The sequence below is a fragment of the Achromobacter sp. FW305-C-28 genome, from assembly GCF_058783235.1.
Window position 1 is genome coordinate 142,752 of sequence record NZ_JBYSYL010000013.1, and the last position, 18,059, is coordinate 160,810.

Consider the following 18,059-nt stretch of genomic DNA (forward strand, 5'->3'; position numbering starts at 1 on the left):
TGGTGGTCGTCGTGGACATAAGAAACCTTAAGACCCTTTCTGGCGCAGCAGCGCCTGCTTGAAGCGATCGAACTCGTGATTGAAGTCGAGTGTACGCTTCTGCGAAGTCATCGCCGCCAGGATGCCGCTGCCGCCGTCTTGCGGCCGGACCCAGATCCAGACGCGGCGATCTCGAATATAGAACATCGAGAACACCCCCAGCACCAGCAGCAGGCTGCCCAGGTAGACCGTGTTCTTGCCCGGGGTGCGGCTGACCTGGAACACGCTGGCCTGGATGTGGTTGAAATCGGCCAGCGAGAAGAACACCGGCGCCGGGTAGACGGTCAGGTCGGACAGCGCCGCCACCGCCAGGCGCGACCACACCGCGGCGCGCTCGCCATCGGCGCCCTCGGTCGGCACGGGCGGCAAGCCAGCGCGCTCGCGTTCGACGCCCCGCAGTTCATTCATGCTGGCGCCGATCAGCCGGATCACGACGTCAGCCGCGCGCTCCAGGTCGGCGGGCGGCGTATTGGCCTGCAGGAATGCGGCCACGGCCTGCAAGCCGCCGCCGGCATAGGTTTCCAACGCGCGCTCGGCGGCCGTCTGCAAGGGCTGGCGGTCGGCGCCGGTGGGGCTGTTGCGCTCGGCAAAACGGCGGGCCGCTTCCTGGCGCGCCGCCGGATCGGCCAAGGTGGCGCGCAATCGCATGAATTCCGCCACCGAACTGTCGTCGTCCGCGGGAATGCGCAGGTAACGGAACGGTTCCGACGCGTTGTTGCGCACGCCGGCCAGGAACACGCTGGCGCCGTCCAATTGCACCGGCAGCATGTAGTTCTGGAATTCGTGCGCCTGGCCGGCATCGTCGATCAGCTTGTATTCGACGCTGGGGCCCACGTTGCGCAGGTTTTCGTTTTTCTTGCCCGCCGCGCTGCCGGATACCGACGCCACGTGCTCGGCAAAGCTCTGGTTCGCGCCCTTGGGGTCGCCACGGGTCAGGTCTTCGACGTTGATCGGACGCAACGCCGTGATTTCCACGCCCATGCTGCGCGGACCCTTGGCCGTGTTCGCACTGACTTCGGCGGTCTTGCCCACGGTGCCATCGACATTGAAGGTAGCGCTGTCGGCGCCCACCAGCGGATAGCCCTTGAGCACGACCGTGCTGCCGCCATCGTCGAAGCTGGACTGGTACACCGTCATGCCCTTGAAGCGCAGCGGCTCGTTCACTTCAATGGTGGAATCGAACGACTTGCCGGTATCCGGGTCCGTCACTTCCACTTCACTGGCGAAACGGCTGGGCATGCCCGTCGAGTAGTAATCGACGACGAATTTCTTGAGCTTGAGCGTGAACGGCATCGGCTGCACCAGCGCGCCGTCGCCGACCATCACGACCGCCGTGCTGGCCTGGCCGTTCTCGGGCACCAGCACGCTGGCGCGGAAGCTGGGGTTGTCGACCGACAGGCGGCCGCTTTCCGGCACCTCGGAAATCAGCATGTTCTCGACGATCGGCTTCTTGCCGCCGAACATGACCTGCAGCCGCACGGGCAGCTCGCTGTCGAGCAGCCCGCCAATACAGATGATGACCATCGCGGCATGCGCAAACACATAACCCAGCCGGTTGGCGCTGCCCTTCTTGGCCGCCAGCAGCACACCCGTGCTGTCCTGGCGCTCGCGCACCGCATAGCCCATGCGCTTGAGCAGCGCCGTCAGGCCGGCCGCCGTCTGGGGCACATCGCTGGACACCTCGGTTTCGACGCGATGCGGAAAGGCCCGCAGGCTGCTGCCACGCACGTGTTCGCGAAACGAGCTGGCCTCGCGCAGCATCTTGGGCGCGTTGCGAATCAGGCAGACCGAGGTCGAAATGACCAGGAAAGCCATGATCAACAGAAACCACCAGCTGTTGTAGACGTGCCAGATGGAAAACTTGTCGAACACCTCGTACCAGAACGGGCCAAACTGGTCGATGTAGTTGCTGGACGACCGGTTCTGCTGCAGCACCGTCCCCACCAAGCTGGCCACGCAGATGAACATCAGCAGGCTGACGGCAAAACGCATCGAACCCAGCAGTTCGAACAAGTCGCGGGGCAGGCTGCGCAAAGAGGGACGAGAATGTGTCAGAGTCGAATTCATGAAAAAAGGGGGGCCGCGCTATCGGCTACCCCCCTCGTAGACAGCGCGTAGCGGAACCAGGTTCCGTACGCTCAGGTTGCGTGAACGCGGACCAGCCGCGCGCGTTGCCGGCAAGCCGCTACCGCAGGCCAGCCGCGTAATCCGCCACGGCCTTGATGTCGGCATCCGACATCCGGTCGGCCACGGCGTGCATGACGTCGTTGGCGCGATCACCGCTGCGGAACAGCTTGAGCTGCTCTTCAATATACAGGGGGAACTGACCCGACAAGCGGGGGTATTGGCCCGGAATGCCCGCGCCGTTGGCAGAATGGCATGCCGCGCACGCGGGAACATTGCGTTCGGGCAAACCGCCGCGCCAGATCTTTTGACCCAGATCAACCAGCTTCTCGTAGCCGGCCGTGGCGGGCTCTTTCAGGGGCTGCTGCGCCAGGTACAGCGCGATGTTCTGCATGTCGGCCGGCGTCAGGTTCTGCGCCATGGCGGTCATCGGGGTGGGGTTGCCGCCCGCGCCATTGCGCACCGGCAGCTTGGCGCCCGCCTTGACCTGGAAATCGGTCAGTTGCTTGACCAGGTATTCGTGGGGTTGCGCGGCCAGGTTGGGGTTCACCGGGATGGTGCTGTTGCCCGCCGCGCCATGACAGGAGGCACAGGCAATGATGCCTCGGGAAGCGTCACCCTGGTCAAACAGCTGTCCGCCCTTGGCGGCATCTGGCTTGGCCGGGCCCGCAGCACCGTCGGCGGCGAAACTCGTAGTAGATAAGGCGGAGGCGCCGAGCAACAGCCCGCTCGCAACCAACATCCGGGACAGCACACGCTTCATGAAGACCTCGACGAATCGCATCGCTCAAGGCGCAAAAAGGCGCCCACGCCTACCCGCACATCTGGAAAACCGTATCGAACCTGCTTTGCCCGTCTTGCCTGCCTGGAACATGCCGGTTGGTACCGAAATGCCCTTAACAGTAAGCAAAAGAGACGGCTCCGCGCACGGGGACCACTGTTGCAAACGCCGGATTATACAATAGGGCTCGAAACCAACCGTATCCAAAGCCATCCGTGTCCCTCCTACATCGCGCCTCTTTTCTCACGTCGGCAGCTCGCCTCGACCAGTTGCCGCCCGCCGGCGCACCCGAGGTCTGCTTTGTCGGCCGGTCCAACGCGGGCAAATCCACGTCCATCAACGTGCTGTGCAACCAGCGCCGCCTTGCCTTCTCGAGCAAGACGCCGGGCCGCACGCGCCTGATCAACATGTTCGGCCTGCCCGACCCGCTGGACCCTGAAAGCCACATCGGCTATCTCGTCGACCTGCCCGGCTACGGCTACGCGTCGGTGGCCCGCAACGAGAAGGAAAAGTGGGCCGATATCCTGGGCGGCTACCTGCGCGATCGCGAATCGCTGGTCGGCATCGTGCTGCTCATCGACATCCGCCGCGGCGTCACCGAACTGGATCGCCGACTGGCCAATTTCATTGCCCCCACCGGACGCCCGGTGCTGGCGCTGCTCACCAAAGCCGACAAGCTGCCTTACGGCCAGCGCATGCGCACCGTGTTTTCCGTGCGCAAAGACCTGGCGGACATCGGCGCCCTGCACACCATCCCCTTCTCGGCACCCGAGCGCATCGGCCTGGAAGAAGCTGGCGCGCACATAGAAAACTGGATCTCTCCCAAGGTCGTACCATGAACCCGCAGATCATTACCCCCGACTTCCCGGTTTCCCGCCCCCGCCGCCTGCGCCGCGACGACTTCACCCGGCGCCTGGTGCGCGAAAACACCCTGACGGTGGACGACCTGATCTACCCCGTCTTCGTGGCCGAAGGCACGGGCGTCAAGCAAGCCGTGCCGTCGCTGCCCGGCGTGGTCCGCTATTCGCCGGACACGCTGATGTCGGTGGCCGAAGAATGCGTATCGCTGGGCATCCCGGTGCTGTCGCTGTTCCCCGCCATCGATCCGTCGCTCAAGACGCCCGACGGCATCGAAGCCACCAACCCCGACGGCCTGATCCCGCGCGTGGTGCGCGAGCTGAAAAAGCGTTTCCCTGAGCTGGGCGTGCTGTGCGATGTGGCGCTGGATCCCTACACCAGCCACGGCCAGGACGGCGTCATCGATGAAAATGGCTACGTCGTCAACGAGCCCACGGTCGAGATCCTGGTCAAGCAGGCGCTCACGCAGGCCGCCGCCGGCGTCGACATGGTCGCCCCCAGCGACATGATGGACGGCCGCATCGGCGCCGTGCGCCGCGCGCTCGAAGCCAACGGCTACATCCACACGCAGATCATGGCCTACTCGGCCAAGTACGCCAGCGCCTTCTATGGCCCGTTCCGCGACGCCGTCGGGTCCGCCACCAACCTGGGCAAGTCCAACAAAATGGCCTACCAGATGGACCCGGGCAACCTGGACGAAGCCCTGCGCGAAGTCGCCGCCGACCTGCAGGAAGGCGCCGACATGGTCATGGTCAAGCCCGGCATGCCCTACCTGGACGTGCTGCGCCGCGTGAAGGACACCTTCCGCGTGCCGACCTTCGCCTATCAGGTCAGCGGCGAATACGCGATGATCAAGGCCGCGTCCGCCAACGGCTGGCTGGACCACGACAAGGTCATGATGGAAGCCCTGCTGGCGTTCAAGCGCGCCGGCGCCGATGGCATCCTGACCTACTTCGCCATCGAAGCGGCCAAGCTGCTCAAGAACCGCGACTAAGCGCTGCGCCGCAGGCCGAGCCAGGTCCCGCTCAAGATGCAGGCCAGGCCGGCCACGTGCACCAGCGTCACGTGTTCATCCAGGAACAGCGCGGCGAACAGCAGGCCGAAGATCGGCAGCCAATTCACGAACAGCGCCGCGCGGCTGATCCCCAGCCGCGCGATGCCTGCATTCCAGATGATGTTGCTGACGCCCGAGGCGATCACTGCCGAGAACAGCAGCACCATCCACGGCCACCACGTCATGCGCCAGCCCTCGGCCTCGTACGAGCCGGGTGTCAGGATGGCATGCACCACCAGCATCAGCCCGCCAGCCAGGTACATGTACCAAAGCATCGCCAGCGGATCGAGCGTGCGCGAGATGCGCTGGATCACCAGCCCGCCGAACACGAACACCGCGACCGCCAGGAACACGATCGCATCGCCCCAACCCGTCAGGCCCAACTGCGCGCCGCTGCCGATCACCACCATCGCCACGCCGGCCAGGCCCAGCAAGGCGCCGGCAATGCGCAGCCACGTCAGTTTTTCACGGTAGAACAAGGCCGCCAGCAGCGCCGACAACAGCGGGCTGGTGGCCATCAGCAGCGTGCCATTGGCGGCTGACGAGAACTGCAGGCCGTAGACCAGCGCGGTCTGGTGCGCATACACCACCAGAAAGCCCGCCAGCGCGACCCAGCCCAGCTCCACGCGGCCTAGCCGGGGAATGCGGCCGCGGCGGGCCTTGACGATCAAGGTGACCGCAACGAACGCCACGGCAATCCGCACGGCCGCCAGGGCCCGGATGTCCATGTGTTGCGTCAGGTACTTGATGGAGACGATGTTCAGGCCCCACGTGGCCATCACGAACATCAATTGAAGATAGATCAGACCGGTACGGTCCTGGCTTGCAGCAACTGTCGAAGACGTCACGGGCGCCGGCCTGGTGGATGGAGGGCGCCGCCCACGCGGCGCGAGCCCTCATGGTAGCGGCCGGGCGCCGCTCAGCGCAATAGCACGCGGTCCAGCGACTCGGTGAAGCGCTTGGCGTCCTGGAACCCCACCACGCGGGCCTCGGGCATTTCCTTGCCGCCCGGCGCGAAGAACATGATGCCGGGGGGGCCGAACAGGCGGAACCGCTTGAGCAGCGCGCGGTCATCGGCATTGTTGGCCGTGACGTCGGCCTGCACCAGCAGCATGCCCGCCATGCGCTGCGCCACCCCTGGATCGGTGAAGGTAAAGCGCTCCATCTCGCGGCATGACACGCACCAGTCGGCATAGAAATCCAGCATCACCGGTTGCTGGCTCTGCGCCAGCAGCGCGTCGAGCTCGGCATTGTTGCGCACGCGCTTGAAATGCACCTCGCCGGCATTGGCCGACACGCCGGCCGCGGCCGGGCCGCCCGATGCAAAATGGGACAAAGGCTGCAGCACGTCGCGCCCGCCGCTGGCCGCCCCCACCAGCCACGCCGCGGCCGCCAGGGCCAGCAGCAGCCCCAGGCCCTTGCCGAACATGCGCGCCGAGCCGGCGCCGGCCGGCAGCGCATCAAACGCCCGCAGCATCACGGCCCCGACAATCGCCAGGAAGGCCCAGCCGGTCATCTGCACCCAGGTGGGCACGACCGGGATCAGCATCCACCACGCCGTCGCCAGCAGCAACATGCCAAAGAGGCGCTTGACGCCGTCCATCCAGGGCCCTGCCTTGGGCAACAGCGCCCCCGACGACGCACCCACGATCAACAGCGGCACGCCCATGCCCCAGGCCATGGCGAACAAGGCAGAACCGCCCAGCACCACGTCGCCGGTCTGCGAGATGTACAGCAATGCTCCGGCCAGCGGCGCGGCCACGCAGGGCCCGACGATCAGGGCAGACAGGGCCCCCATCACCAGCGCGCCGGTGTAGCGCCCGCCGGGCACGCGCGACGAACGTTCGGCCAACTTGGCCTGAATGCCCGACGGCATCTGGAAGGTAAAGGCATCGAACATCGCCAGCGCCAGCACCGCCAGCAAAATGGCGAACAAGGTCAGTATCCAGGGCGTCTGCAACCATGCCGCAAGGCCCGCGCCGCTCAGGCCTGCCGCCACGCCCAGCGCGGTATAGACCACCGACATGCCCAGCACATAGGTCGCGGCCAGCGCCAGGCCGCGGCCGCGGCTCGGGCGGGCCTGGCTGGCCCCGCCCAGCACGATCGACGAAAGAATGGGAATCATCGGCAAGACGCAGGGCGTGAACGCCAGCAGCAGGCCCAGCACCAGGAACACGCCCGCCGTCTTCACCCAACCCAGCCCGCCCAGCGCATCGGCCAGGCCGGTATCGCCTGCGTTCACCAGCGCGCTCAAGCCGCCCGACGATGCCGGGACGACAGACCCGCCGGCCGCGGCAGCACCCGCGCCGGCCACCGCGTACCCACCCGCCACGGGCGTCAGCTTCACGCTGCTGTCCATCGGGGGGTAGCACAGCCCGGCGTCGGCACAACCCTGGCCGGTCAGCGTCAGCGTGAAAGGCTGCCCGCCAGGGGCCACCGGCACGCGGATCACGACATCCTTGTGATAGACCTCCATGTCTTTCTCGAAGGTCGGGTCGTACTTGACGTCCCCTTTCGGATAGACGGGCTCGCCAAGGGTCGCCGCACCCAGCGGACTGATGGTGATGCCAAAGCGCTCGCGGTACATGTAATAGCCGGGCGCCACTTTGAAACGCAGCTCGACCGTGTCCGGCGCCGTCATCACCGCACTGAAGACAAACGCCTTTTCCGGTTCAAGGAATTCGGCATCCGCGCGCGCGGGCGCGTTCCAGCCCCACAGCAGCAGCGCCATGGCCAACAGGGCCAGCAATCTGGGGAATAAGGCACGTGCCGGTGCGCCGGCTGGAACCGCGAGTTGCAACATCAGTCTCTCTTGTTCTGCGGGACGGCCGTCTGTTCACGCACCCAATCCAGATAGGGTGCCGCACCGCCGATGACCGGCAGCACGATGATCTCGGGCACGTCGTAGGGATGCATCTGCGCCAGGGCCTGGACCACGGCCCGGTGGCGCGCGTAGGTGGTTTTGATGTGGATGGGGATTTCTTGCGTCCCCTCGACCACGCCTTTCCACAGGTAGATGGACAGGCCCGGGGCGCCAAGGTTCACGCAAGCCGCCAGTCCGTCTTCGACCAGCACGTGGGCGATACGCTTGGCCAGCAGCAGGTCCGGCGCGTTGCTGATGACCAGCACGACGTCGTCATCGCGCAACATGGGGCCTCCTTGGGGTAGCCGTGTGGGATGTAACTCGGGGTATTTTATCGGTATTGCCGCCGCCGTCCGTCACGGCCGGACTTGCGGCTACGCTGCGCCGTTGCGCACTCCCATTCCCACCGAGGCAAGCATGTCCGATAACTGCCTGTTCTGCCGCATCGCCCGCCACGAAATCCCGGCCCACATCATCCACGAAGACGACCGCCTGATGGCGTTCCTGGACATCCAGCCGGTACGGGCCGGGCACACGCTCATCATTCCCAAGCAGCACTACCCGTACTACGAAGACATGCCGGCCGACCTGGCCGGGCACATCGTCAACCTGGGCCAGAAGCTGGGTCGCCATATGAAACGCCTGTATAGCGTGGATCGCGTGGCGTTCGCGTTCACGGGCATCCACGTCGCCCACACTCATGCGCACGTGATTCCGATGCACCATCCGCAGGACGTGACCTCGACCCAGTACATCGAGCAACAGGACCTGACCTTCCGCATGCCGCCCCAGGCCCCCAAAGAGGCGCTGGAGGCCGCCTCGGCACAATTGCGAGGCGAACTGCACGCGTCGTAGCCCGCGCGCTTGCAGGCCGTTTTGGCGCCTCCTTGGCGGCGCCACAAAAAAACAAGGGCGGGTCCGAAGACCCGCCCTTGCTACTCATCGCGCAACCGAAGCTTATTCGGCGGCGCTGTCCTCAGCGGCTTCATCGACTTCCGGACGGTCGACCAGCTCCATGAATGCCATGGGAGCGTTGTCGCCTTGACGGAAACCCATCTTCAACACGCGGGTGTAGCCGCCGTTACGGGCCGCGTAGCGCGGGCCGATTTCGGCGAACAGCTTCACCACGGCGTCGCGATCGCGCAGACGGGCAAAAGCCAGACGCTTGTTCGCGAGGGTGGGTTCTTTACCCAGCGTGATCAGGGGTTCGATGACGCGGCGCAATTCTTTCGCCTTCGGCAGCGTGGTCTTGATGGCTTCGTGGGTGATCAACGAAACGGCCATGTTGCGGAACATGGCAAGACGGTGACTGCTGGTGCGGTTGAGCTTACGCAAGCCATTACCGTGACGCATGATAAGTATCCTTTGAATCTAAAGAAGGCGTTTCCGCCATCGGGTTGTCCGGCTCTTCTATCAACCTGTAATCAGGCCGCGGTCCGGTAGAAAACGGTGCATTTTACGACGGTTTCGCAAATCGCCCGGCGGTAAAGCCGGGCGCTGCAGGAGACACCCCTTCCAGGGGCGCCACCTTTCAAGACTTACGGACGCTCCAGGCCCAGGGGCGGCCAGTTCTCGAGCTTCATGCCGAGGGTCAAGCCACGTGCAGCCAGGACTTCCTTGATCTCGTTGAGCGACTTGCGACCCAGGTTCGGGGTCTTGAGCAGCTCGTTTTCGGTACGCTGAATCAGGTCGCCGATGTAGTAGATGTTTTCGGCCTTCAGGCAGTTGGCCGAACGCACGGTCAGTTCCAGGTCGTCGACCGGGCGCAGCAGCACCGGGTCGATCTGCGGCGTGCCGCGGACCGGGGCTTCGTACGAATCGCCAGCGCCTTCCAGGGCAGCGAAAACCGAAATCTGGTCCATCAGGATGCGGGCCGACTGGCGCACCGCTTCCTCGGGCGAGATCACGCCGTTGGTTTCGATGTCCAGGACCAGCTTGTCCAGGTCGGTGCGTTGTTCCACACGGGCGCTTTCAACCGCGTAGCTCACGCGACGAACCGGGCTGAACGACGCGTCCAGCACGATGCGGCCGATGGTGTGGGTGCGGTCTTCCGACAGCGCGCGCACGTTGCCCGGCACGTAGCCACGGCCCTTTTCGACCTTGATCTGCATTTCCAGCTTGCCTGCGTCCGTCAGGTTGCAGATGGCGTGGCCGGGGTTGATGATCTCGACGTCGTGCGGCAGTTCGATGTCGCTGGCCAGCACAATGCCGGCGCCGGTCTTGCGCAGCACCAGGGTGACTTCGTCACGGTTGTGCAGCTTGAAGACCACGCCCTTCAGGTTCAGCAGGATGTCGACGACATCTTCGCGAACGCCCGGGATGGTCGAGTATTCGTGCACCACGCCCGTCATCTGGACTTCGGTCGGCGCGTAGCCGGTCATCGAAGACAACAGAATGCGGCGCAGGGCGTTGCCCAGCGTATGACCGTAGCCACGCTCGAACGGCTCCATCACGATCTTGGCATGGTGGGTGCCGACCGGTTCGACTTCAATGGAGCGCGGCTTCAGGAAACCTTGAGTGGACATGTACTGTGTTCCTTTTCAATACCCTCGGCTCGTTACACCGATAAGGCTGATGGACAGGGTGAAACGTGAAACTCGGACGGCGCGAAAACACCGGCCGATACTTACCGCAAAGCCCGCCCCGCCAAAAGGCGGAAAGCGGGCTGCTGCGAGACGTGCAAACGGGTCGCGAGACCAGCTCACCAGCGCCTTGCGAAGGAGGCGCCGGCAGGCGTGATTAACGCGAGTACAGTTCGACGACCATCGATTCGTTGATGTCGCGAGCGACGTCAGCGCGATCGGGGACCGACTTGAACGTACCGGTCAGCTTGGTCGCGTCGACTTCCACCCACTGGGGGATGCCGATGCTGGTAGCCAGGTCGAGCGATTCCTTGATACGGCCTTGCTTCTTGGCCTTTTCACGGATCGAGACCACGTCGCCAGCCTTGACCAGCATCGAAGCGATGTCGGCGGTGTGGCCGTTCAGTTCGATGGCGCGGTGGCTCACCAGCTGGCGAGCTTCAGCGCGGGTCGAGCCGAAGCCCATGCGGTAGACGACGTTGTCCAGGCGCGATTCCAGCAGCTGGATCAGCGTTTCGCCGGTGTTGCCACGGCGACGCTCGGCTTCAGCGAAGTACTTGCGGAATTGCTTTTCCAGCACGCCGTACATGCGCTTGAGCTTTTGCTTTTCGCGCAGCTGCAGGCCGTAGTCGGAAGTGCGGGCACCCGAAGTGCGGCCGTGTTGGCCAGGCTTGGAATCCAGCTTGCACTTGGAATCCAGCGAGCGACGGGCGCTCTTCAGGAACAGGTCAGTACCCTCGCGGCGCGAGAGCTTGCATTTGGGTCCAATATAACGTGCCATGTGGATTCCCTTTAGATACGACGACGCTTCGGCGGACGGCAGCCGTTGTGCGGAACGGGCGTGATGTCGGCAATGCTCGAAATCTTGATGCCCAGCGCGTTCAGAGCGCGAACGGAGGATTCGCGGCCAGGACCGGGGCCCTTGATGCGAACTTCCAGCGTCTTGATGCCGTATTCCAGCGCAACGCGGCCAGCCGTTTCAGCAGCAACCTGCGCGGCGAACGGGGTCGACTTACGCGAACCCTTGAAGCCAGCACCGCCCGAAGTGGCCCACGACAAAGCGTTGCCCTGACGGTCGGTGATGGTGATGATGGTGTTGTTGAACGAAGCGTGAACGTGCGCGATGCCGTCCGAGACGTTCTTCTTGACCTTTTTGCGCACGCGCGAAGCGCCGCTGGTGGAAGCTTTCGCCATAATCCAGTTCCTCGATTATTTCTTCAGGGACGCAGCAGCACGACGCGGGCCCTTGCGGGTCCGGGCGTTGGTGCGAGTGCGCTGGCCGCGCACGGGCAAACCGCGCTTGTGACGCATACCGCGGTAGGTTCCCAGGTCGATCAAACGCTTGATCGAGAGCTGTACTTCACGACGCAGGTCGCCTTCAACCGTGAACAGACCAACATGTTCGCGGACGCGTTCCAATTCAGCGTCGTTCAGATCCTTGACCTTTTTGTCAAAGGGTACGTTTGCCGCTTCGCAAATCTTGCGAGCGCGCGTACGACCGATGCCAAAAATGGCGGTCAGGCCGATCTCGGCGTGCTGTTGCGGCGGGATGTTAATGCCAGCAATACGGGCCATGACTATTCCTTGAATAAATCTGTTGCGTAGTCGCTAACCCGAGTTAGCCTTGACGCTGCTTGTGACGCGGGTCGGTGCAGATAACACGCACGACGCCGTGACGTTTGATAACTTTGCAGTTGCGGCAGATCCGCTTAACCGATGCCATTACTTTCATGGTTGACTCCTAATTTTCCGTAATCCGGTTCCGCTCATTTGGAGCGGAAAACTATCCTGGCTCGCGTCAGGTCATAGGGCGTGAGCTCCACTGTGACCTTGTCACCCGGCAGGATCCGGATGTAATGCATACGCATCTTGCCGGAAATATGGCCCAACACCACGTGGCCGTTTTCGAGCTTGACGCGAAATGTCGCGTTCGGGAGGTTCTCAAGAACCTCGCCTTGCATCTGAATGACGTCGTCCTTGGACATTCTTTTGCTTACCGCATCGGCAAACCCGCGCCCTTGAAGTTAGCCTTCTTGAGCAACGAGTCGTACTGGTGAGACATCATGTAGGCCTGAACCTGCGCCATGAAATCCATCGTCACCACCACAATAATCAACAGAGACGTACCACCGAAGTAGAAGGGAACGTTCCAGCGCATCACCAAGAATTCCGGCAACAGGCACACCAACGTGATGTAGATGGCACCTGCGAGCGTCAGACGCATCAGGATCTTGTCGATGTAGCGCGCTGTTTGTTCACCCGGACGAATGCCCGGAACAAACGCACCACTCTTCTTCAGGTTGTCCGCCGTTTCGCGGCTGTTGAACACCAGAGCCGTGTAGAAAAAGCAGAAGAAAATAATCGCGACCGAATACAGCGTGATGTAGAGCGGTTGACGAGGCGACAGGGCCGCAGCCAGGTCGCTAAGCCAGCGCATGTTCTCGCTGCTGGAGAACCAGCTCGTGATCGTTGCCGGGAACAGGATGATCGACGATGCGAAGATCGGCGGAATCACCCCGGCCATGTTCAGCTTCAGCGGCAAATGCGAGCTTTGACCACCGTAGACCTTGTTGCCGACCTGACGCTTGGCGTAGTTCACCGTGATCTTGCGCTGTCCGCGTTCCACGAACACCACAAAAGCGGTAACCAGCACCACCAGAGCCACGATGAACAGTGCGGAAAGCACGGACATCGCGTTGGTGCGGACCAGGTCCAACAGTGCAGCCAGCGCCGCGGGCAGACCCGCAACGATACCTGCGAAGATCAGGATGGAAATCCCGTTGCCAAGACCACGTTCCGTGATTTGCTCACCCAGCCACATGACGAACATGGTGCCAGTGACCAGAGTCACGACGGTCGTAAAGCGGAACAGCATGCCCGGATCGATCACCAGTCCCTGCTGGGACTCCAACGCTACCGAAATGCCCACAGCCTGCACCAGCGCCAGCACGACCGTGCCGTAGCGGGTGTATTGGGTAATCTTCCGACGGCCGGCTTCGCCCTCTTTCTTGAGCGCTTCCAGCGACGGCACCACCACCGACATCAACTGCATGATGATGGATGCCGAAATGTACGGCATGATCCCCAGGGCAAAAATCGAGAAGCGCGAGAGCGCCCCGCCCGAGAACATGTTGAACAGGCCCAGGATCCCGCCCTGGTTCTGACGGAACAAGTCCGCCAGCGCATCCGGGTTGATACCCGGTACGGGGATGTGTGTACCCAAACGGTAAACCACCAGGGCGAGCACCAGGAACACGAGGCGGCGTTTAAGGTCGCCGTACCGTGCTCCGGTTTTGCCCAATGCCTGCGCGTTAGCCACTCGTCACCTCGTGATCAAGCAAGCGAGCCGCCCGCGGCTTCGATGGCGGCGCGAGCGCCGACCGTCGCGGTAATGCCCTTGAGCACGACCTTGCGCGAGAGTTCACCCGACTTGATGACCTTGGCGTAACGAACCGCCTGGCCAATCACGCCAGCCGCCTTCAGCACTTGCACGTCGACTTCGTCGATGGGCAGGGCTTGCAGGTCCGACAGACGAACTTCGGCGTACAGGTGCTGACCGAGCGGGGTGAAACCACGCTTGGGCAGGCGACGCTGCAGCGGCATTTGACCGCCTTCGAAGCCAACCTTATGGAAACCGCCCGAGCGCGACTTCTGACCCTTGTGGCCACGGCCGGCGGTTTTACCCAGACCCGAACCGATACCACGGCCGACGCGGCGCTTGGCGTGCTTGCTGCCCTCAGCGGGCTTCAGCGAATTAAGTTGCATATCCGACATGGTGATTCCTTAGGCTTCCGAGACGGAAACGAGATAATCCACCTTACGGATCATCCCACGCACCTCGGGCGTATCGACCAGCACGCGGCTGCTGTTGATGCGACCCAAGCCCAAACCGCGAACCGTGTCACGGTGCGATTGCTTGGTACCGATCACGGAGCGCACGAGGGTCACTTTGATCTGCTTCTGAGCCATGATTTACCCCAGGATTTCTTCGACGGTCTTGCCGCGCTTGGCAGCAACATCCGCCGGGGTCAGGGAGGCGCGCAGGCCATTCAACGTGGCGCGAACCATGTTGTAGGGGTTGCTCGAGCCCAGGCTCTTGGCAACCACGTTACGCACACCCATCACTTCGAAAATAGCGCGCATCGGGCCGCCGGCGATAACGCCAGTACCTTCAGCAGCGGGCGAGATCAGCACGGTAGCGGCGCCATGCTTGCCGACCACGGTGTGGTGCAGCGTGCCGTTTTTCAGGGCCACCTTGAACATGCCGCGACGGGCCTGTTCCATAGCCTTCTGAACGGACACCGGCACTTCACGCGCCTTGCCCTTGCCCATGCCGACGCGGCCATCGCCATCGCCAACCACGGTCAGCGCGGCAAAGCTCATGGTGCGACCACCCTTGACCACTTTGCTCACGCGGTTGACCGCGATCATCTTTTCGCGGAGGCCGTCATCGTTCTCTTTTTCCGCGGCGTTCTTGCCTTGTACTTTAGCCATTTGACAGATCCTCGCTTAGAACTTCAGGCCGGCTTCACGCGCGGCATCGGCCAGCGCTTTCACGCGGCCATGGTAACGAAAGCCCGAGCGATCGAAAGCGACCAGTTCGATACCGGCAGCCTTGGCCTTTTCGGCCACGCGCTTGCCAACCAGCGAAGCAGCGGCCTTGTTGCCGCCCTGGCCGGTTTGGCCGGCCAGTTGCGCACGCACTTCGGCTTCCACCGTCGAGGCGCTGACCAGAACGCGATCGCCTTCCGGCGAAATGATATTGGCGTAGATGTGCTGGTTCGAGCGGAAGATCGAGAGGCGGTGAACGCGCAGCTCGTTGATCTTCCGGCGGGTCGGAACCGCACGACGCAAACGGGAAACTTTTTTGTCCATGATTCGTCCTTGCGTGCGCCGTTATTTCTTCTTGGTTTCTTTGATGACGACGCGTTCGTCCGAGTAACGCACACCCTTGCCCTTGTAGGGTTCGGGTTCGCGGTACGCGCGGATTTCAGCGGCCACCTGACCGACGACTTGCTTGTTGGAGCCCTTGATGACGATTTCCGTCTGGGTGGGGCATTCGGCCTTGATACCGGCCGGCAACTGGTGCAAAACGTCGTGCGAGAAACCGAGCTGCAGCTTAACGGCGTCGCCTTGAATCGAGGCGCGGTAACCCACGCCAACCAGATTCAGCTTGCGCTCGAATCCCTTGCTCACGCCGTTGACCATGTTGGCCACCAGCGCGCGCACGGTACCCGACATGGCGTTGGCGTGACGAGTTTCGTTGGCGGCGACAAACGTGAGTTTGCCGTTGTCCAACTCAACCGTGACGTCGCCAGTCAGGGCTTGGGTCAAGGAACCCAGCGGGCCCTTGACAGTGATCTGATCCTGCTTGATGTCAGCTTCGACACCCTTGGGCAGTTCGACCGGATACTTAGCGATACGTGACATTCGAATTTCTCCTTAGGCCACGTAGCACAGCACTTCGCCGCCGACGCCGTTGGCGCGAGCCTTACGGTCGGTCATCACGCCGCGCGAGGTCGAAACGATAGCCACGCCCAGGCCGTTCATGACCTGAGGAATGCTGGTACGGCCCTTGTAGATACGCAGACCAGGGCGCGAGACGCGTTCGATGCGCTCGATAACCGGACGGCCAGCGTAGTACTTCAGGGTGATCTCGAGCTCAGGCTTGGCCTGGGTGCCCTTGATTTCAAAGCTGTCGATGTAGCCTTCGTCTTTCAGCACAGCGGCAATAGCCGCCTTCAGCTTCGAGGAGGGCATGCTCACCGTAACTTTGTCCACTTGCTGCGCATTGCGAATGCGGGTCAGCATATCGGCGATGGGATCGCTCATGCTCATATTGTTTCTCCTACCAGCTGGCCTTGGTGATGCCGGGGATTTCGCCCTTCATCGCCATTTCACGCAGTTTGTGGCGCGTCAGGCCGAACTTGCGGAACACACCGCGCGGACGACCGGTGACCACGCAACGGTTACGTTGACGCGTCGGGTTGGCATTGCGCGGCAGCTGTTGCAGCTTGAGCCGAGCTTGGTAACGTTCTTCGTCGGTCTTCGACTGGTCGTCGATGATCGACTTCAACTCAGCGCGCTTGGCAGCGAACTTGTCAGCCAGCTTGGCGCGCTTGATGTCGCGATTGATGAGGGAAAGTTTAGCCACGTCATCAGCCCCTTAGTTACGGAACGGGAAGCTGAAGGCCGTCAACAGCGCCTTGGCTTCTTCGTCGGTCTTCGCGGAGGTGGTGATGCTGATGTTCAGCCCACGCAGCGCGTCGATCTTGTCGTACTCGATTTCGGGGAAAATGATCTGCTCTTTCACCCCGATGTTGTAGTTGCCACGGCCGTCGAACGCACGACCCGAGATACCGCGGAAGTCGCGCACGCGAGGCAGCGCAACCGCCACCAGGCGATCCAGGAATTCGTACATGCGTTGACCACGCAGCGTGACCATGCAACCAATCGGGTAGTTTTCGCGGATCTTGAAACCGGCGATAGCCTTCTTGGTCTTGGTGATGACCGGCTTTTGGCCAGCGATCTTGGTCAGGTCACCCACAGCGTGTTCGATGACCTTCTTGTCGGCGACGGCTTCCGAGACACCCATGTTCAGGGTGATCTTGGTGATGCGCGGCACTTCCATGACGCTCTTGTAGCCGAACTTGGCCTGCAGGTCGCCAGCGACCTTGCTCTTGTAGAAATCTTGCAAACGAGACATGTCTTTCGCCCCTTACGCCTTGGCGCCGACAACGGCACCATTGGAACGGAACACGCGAACCTTGCGGCCTTCGACTTCTTGCACGCCGACGCGGTCGCCACGACCGGTAGCGGGGTTGAAGAGCGCCACATTCGAGATGTGGATCGGCATGGTCTTTTCGACGATGCCACCCGGGTTGTTGGCCATCGGGTTTGCTTTCACGTGCTTCTTGACGACGTTGACGCCTTCGACCAGGACGTGGTCGGCATCAACGCGGGCCAGCACGGTACCGCGCCGCTTCTTGTCGCGGCCGGTCAGGACGATGACTTCGTCGCCTTTACGAATGTTGTTCATCGTAGGGCTCCTTACAGCACTTCCGGGGCCAGCGACACGATCTTCATGAACTTCTCGGTACGCAGTTCACGCGTAACGGGTCCGAAGATGCGGGTGCCGATGGGCTCCAGCTTGGCGTTGAGCAACACGGCGGCATTGCCACCGAAACGAATCAGCGAACCGTCTTTACGGCGCACGCCCTTGGCGGTACGAACCACCACGGCATTGTAAATTTCGCCTTTCTTGACGCGTCCGCGCGGAGCCGCATCTTTGACGCTCACCTTGATGATGTCGCCGATACCGGCATAACGGCGCTTGGAGCCACCGAGCACCTTAATGCACATGACATGACGCGCACCAGTGTTATCGGCCACGTCCAGCGTGGTCTGCATTTGGATCATGATTTTTCCTGTTCCAACTTAACTGGAAATACGGTTTTCCCCAAAAAAGGGAACACTGCAATTCCTGCCAGTTTTGGTCCCGTCAGGTCAGCCGCCCTGCTTTATTGTTGGCTGGTGCTTCGAGCTTTCGCTTCAAAGACCATCAACTGGTGGCAACGCAACGACCCTGGGTTGAAATCCTGCGGGTATTCCCCCAACACGTTGGCCCGGGCTAGTCCTGGCCAATCGACAATCTGGGAAAGCTGACCATTCTAGCGTGGTTAGATTTTGAGCGCAAGCCCTTTGTTGAGATAGTGAGCAAATACACGACAGCGCCTGTGGAAAACTCGACACAGGTGG

26 protein-coding genes are annotated in these 18,059 nt (G+C 62.5%); 3 read left to right on the forward strand and 23 right to left on the reverse strand.

The window, feature by feature from the left end:
• Window positions 1–27 precede the first annotated feature (27 nt).
• Together AC3WMR_RS26045 and AC3WMR_RS26050 are read right to left on the reverse strand one after the other, a co-directional pair.
• Complete coding sequence (locus AC3WMR_RS26045) at window positions 28–2,106, reverse strand: cytochrome c biogenesis protein ResB (protein ID WP_492265997.1); 2,079 nt, start codon at window positions 2,104–2,106, stop codon at window positions 28–30.
• A 118-nt stretch (window positions 2,107–2,224) separates the two neighbouring features.
• Window positions 2,225–2,926: a c-type cytochrome gene (locus AC3WMR_RS26050; protein ID WP_025136319.1), complete on the reverse strand. Its 702-nt coding sequence runs from the start codon at window positions 2,924–2,926 to the stop codon at window positions 2,225–2,227.
• Window positions 2,927–3,159: 233 nt separating this feature from the next.
• Here AC3WMR_RS26050 and yihA point away from each other — a divergent pair, with 233 nt between their 5' ends.
• Together yihA and hemB are read left to right on the forward strand one after the other, a co-directional pair.
• Window positions 3,160–3,783, forward strand: a complete 624-nt coding sequence (gene yihA, locus AC3WMR_RS26055; RefSeq protein WP_199164866.1) for a ribosome biogenesis GTP-binding protein YihA/YsxC — start codon at window positions 3,160–3,162, stop codon at window positions 3,781–3,783.
• On the forward strand, window positions 3,780–4,796 hold the full coding sequence (gene hemB / locus AC3WMR_RS26060) for a porphobilinogen synthase (protein ID WP_492265996.1): 1,017 nt from the start codon (window positions 3,780–3,782) through the stop codon (window positions 4,794–4,796). The genes yihA and hemB overlap by 4 nt, the downstream gene beginning before the upstream one ends.
• Here the strand turns inward: hemB and AC3WMR_RS26065 are convergent.
• The 3 genes from AC3WMR_RS26065 to cutA all read right to left on the reverse strand — a co-directional run bounded on the left by AC3WMR_RS26065 (window position 4,793) and on the right by cutA (window position 8,006).
• Window positions 4,793–5,644 (reverse strand): DMT family transporter, encoded by an 852-nt coding sequence (locus AC3WMR_RS26065; protein WP_492266098.1) that lies wholly within the window; start codon window positions 5,642–5,644, stop codon window positions 4,793–4,795. The genes hemB and AC3WMR_RS26065 overlap by 4 nt on opposite strands.
• Window positions 5,645–5,775: 131 nt before the next feature.
• Entirely contained in the window at window positions 5,776–7,587 is a 1,812-nt protein-coding gene (gene dsbD / locus AC3WMR_RS26070) for a protein-disulfide reductase DsbD (protein WP_492266097.1), read from the reverse strand.
• A 71-nt stretch (window positions 7,588–7,658) separates the two neighbouring features.
• Window positions 7,659–8,006 (reverse strand): divalent-cation tolerance protein CutA, encoded by a 348-nt coding sequence (cutA, locus tag AC3WMR_RS26075; protein WP_492265995.1) that lies wholly within the window; start codon window positions 8,004–8,006, stop codon window positions 7,659–7,661.
• A gap of 130 nt (window positions 8,007–8,136) precedes the next feature.
• Between cutA and AC3WMR_RS26080 the strand changes: the two genes are divergently transcribed.
• Window positions 8,137–8,574, forward strand: a complete 438-nt coding sequence (locus AC3WMR_RS26080) for an HIT family protein (protein WP_492265994.1) — start codon at window positions 8,137–8,139, stop codon at window positions 8,572–8,574.
• Between the two features lie 102 nt (window positions 8,575–8,676).
• On the opposite strand, the gene rplQ is transcribed toward AC3WMR_RS26080, so the two are convergent.
• The 18 genes from rplQ to rplN all read right to left on the reverse strand — a co-directional run bounded on the left by rplQ (window position 8,677) and on the right by rplN (window position 17,720).
• The gene (rplQ, locus tag AC3WMR_RS26085; RefSeq protein ID WP_025136324.1) at window positions 8,677–9,072 is read right to left on the reverse strand and encodes a 50S ribosomal protein L17; all 396 of its coding nucleotides are present in this window, start codon (window positions 9,070–9,072) and stop codon (window positions 8,677–8,679) included.
• A gap of 185 nt (window positions 9,073–9,257) precedes the next feature.
• Complete coding sequence (locus AC3WMR_RS26090) at window positions 9,258–10,244, reverse strand: DNA-directed RNA polymerase subunit alpha (RefSeq protein WP_025136325.1); 987 nt, start codon at window positions 10,242–10,244, stop codon at window positions 9,258–9,260.
• A gap of 214 nt (window positions 10,245–10,458) precedes the next feature.
• Window positions 10,459–11,082 (reverse strand): 30S ribosomal protein S4, encoded by a 624-nt coding sequence (gene rpsD / locus AC3WMR_RS26095; protein WP_006216515.1) that lies wholly within the window; start codon window positions 11,080–11,082, stop codon window positions 10,459–10,461.
• Window positions 11,083–11,093: 11 nt separating this feature from the next.
• On the reverse strand, window positions 11,094–11,495 hold the full coding sequence (gene rpsK, locus AC3WMR_RS26100) for a 30S ribosomal protein S11 (protein ID WP_006216516.1): 402 nt from the start codon (window positions 11,493–11,495) through the stop codon (window positions 11,094–11,096).
• Between the two features lie 15 nt (window positions 11,496–11,510).
• Window positions 11,511–11,876 (reverse strand): 30S ribosomal protein S13, encoded by a 366-nt coding sequence (gene rpsM / locus AC3WMR_RS26105; RefSeq protein ID WP_006216517.1) that lies wholly within the window; start codon window positions 11,874–11,876, stop codon window positions 11,511–11,513.
• 43 nt (window positions 11,877–11,919) lie between these two features.
• Window positions 11,920–12,033, reverse strand: a complete 114-nt coding sequence (rpmJ, locus tag AC3WMR_RS26110; protein ID WP_003806928.1) for a 50S ribosomal protein L36 — start codon at window positions 12,031–12,033, stop codon at window positions 11,920–11,922.
• Between the two features lie 34 nt (window positions 12,034–12,067).
• Window positions 12,068–12,286, reverse strand: coding sequence for a translation initiation factor IF-1 (infA, locus tag AC3WMR_RS26115; protein ID WP_003806927.1), 219 nt, complete (start codon window positions 12,284–12,286; stop codon window positions 12,068–12,070).
• An 8-nt stretch (window positions 12,287–12,294) separates the two neighbouring features.
• Window positions 12,295–13,620, reverse strand: a complete 1,326-nt coding sequence (gene secY / locus AC3WMR_RS26120; protein ID WP_025136326.1) for a preprotein translocase subunit SecY — start codon at window positions 13,618–13,620, stop codon at window positions 12,295–12,297.
• A 14-nt stretch (window positions 13,621–13,634) separates the two neighbouring features.
• On the reverse strand, window positions 13,635–14,075 hold the full coding sequence (gene rplO / locus AC3WMR_RS26125; protein WP_042884491.1) for a 50S ribosomal protein L15: 441 nt from the start codon (window positions 14,073–14,075) through the stop codon (window positions 13,635–13,637).
• A gap of 9 nt (window positions 14,076–14,084) precedes the next feature.
• On the reverse strand, window positions 14,085–14,270 hold the full coding sequence (gene rpmD, locus AC3WMR_RS26130; RefSeq protein WP_006216520.1) for a 50S ribosomal protein L30: 186 nt from the start codon (window positions 14,268–14,270) through the stop codon (window positions 14,085–14,087).
• A gap of 3 nt (window positions 14,271–14,273) precedes the next feature.
• Window positions 14,274–14,795: a 30S ribosomal protein S5 gene (gene rpsE, locus AC3WMR_RS26135; protein ID WP_006389628.1), complete on the reverse strand. Its 522-nt coding sequence runs from the start codon at window positions 14,793–14,795 to the stop codon at window positions 14,274–14,276.
• Between the two features lie 15 nt (window positions 14,796–14,810).
• On the reverse strand, window positions 14,811–15,176 hold the full coding sequence (gene rplR / locus AC3WMR_RS26140) for a 50S ribosomal protein L18 (protein ID WP_013397004.1): 366 nt from the start codon (window positions 15,174–15,176) through the stop codon (window positions 14,811–14,813).
• A gap of 21 nt (window positions 15,177–15,197) precedes the next feature.
• Window positions 15,198–15,731 (reverse strand): 50S ribosomal protein L6, encoded by a 534-nt coding sequence (rplF, locus tag AC3WMR_RS26145; RefSeq protein ID WP_175192366.1) that lies wholly within the window; start codon window positions 15,729–15,731, stop codon window positions 15,198–15,200.
• Window positions 15,732–15,743: 12 nt separating this feature from the next.
• Entirely contained in the window at window positions 15,744–16,139 is a 396-nt protein-coding gene (gene rpsH / locus AC3WMR_RS26150; protein ID WP_006216525.1) for a 30S ribosomal protein S8, read from the reverse strand.
• Window positions 16,140–16,149: 10 nt separating this feature from the next.
• Window positions 16,150–16,455, reverse strand: a complete 306-nt coding sequence (gene rpsN, locus AC3WMR_RS26155; RefSeq protein ID WP_006227037.1) for a 30S ribosomal protein S14 — start codon at window positions 16,453–16,455, stop codon at window positions 16,150–16,152.
• Window positions 16,456–16,467: 12 nt separating this feature from the next.
• Complete coding sequence (gene rplE / locus AC3WMR_RS26160; protein ID WP_025136330.1) at window positions 16,468–17,007, reverse strand: 50S ribosomal protein L5; 540 nt, start codon at window positions 17,005–17,007, stop codon at window positions 16,468–16,470.
• Between the two features lie 12 nt (window positions 17,008–17,019).
• Window positions 17,020–17,340: a 50S ribosomal protein L24 gene (gene rplX, locus AC3WMR_RS26165; RefSeq protein WP_006389623.1), complete on the reverse strand. Its 321-nt coding sequence runs from the start codon at window positions 17,338–17,340 to the stop codon at window positions 17,020–17,022.
• 11 nt (window positions 17,341–17,351) lie between these two features.
• The gene (gene rplN, locus AC3WMR_RS26170; protein WP_006216531.1) at window positions 17,352–17,720 is read right to left on the reverse strand and encodes a 50S ribosomal protein L14; all 369 of its coding nucleotides are present in this window, start codon (window positions 17,718–17,720) and stop codon (window positions 17,352–17,354) included.
• Window positions 17,721–18,059 lie beyond the last annotated feature (339 nt).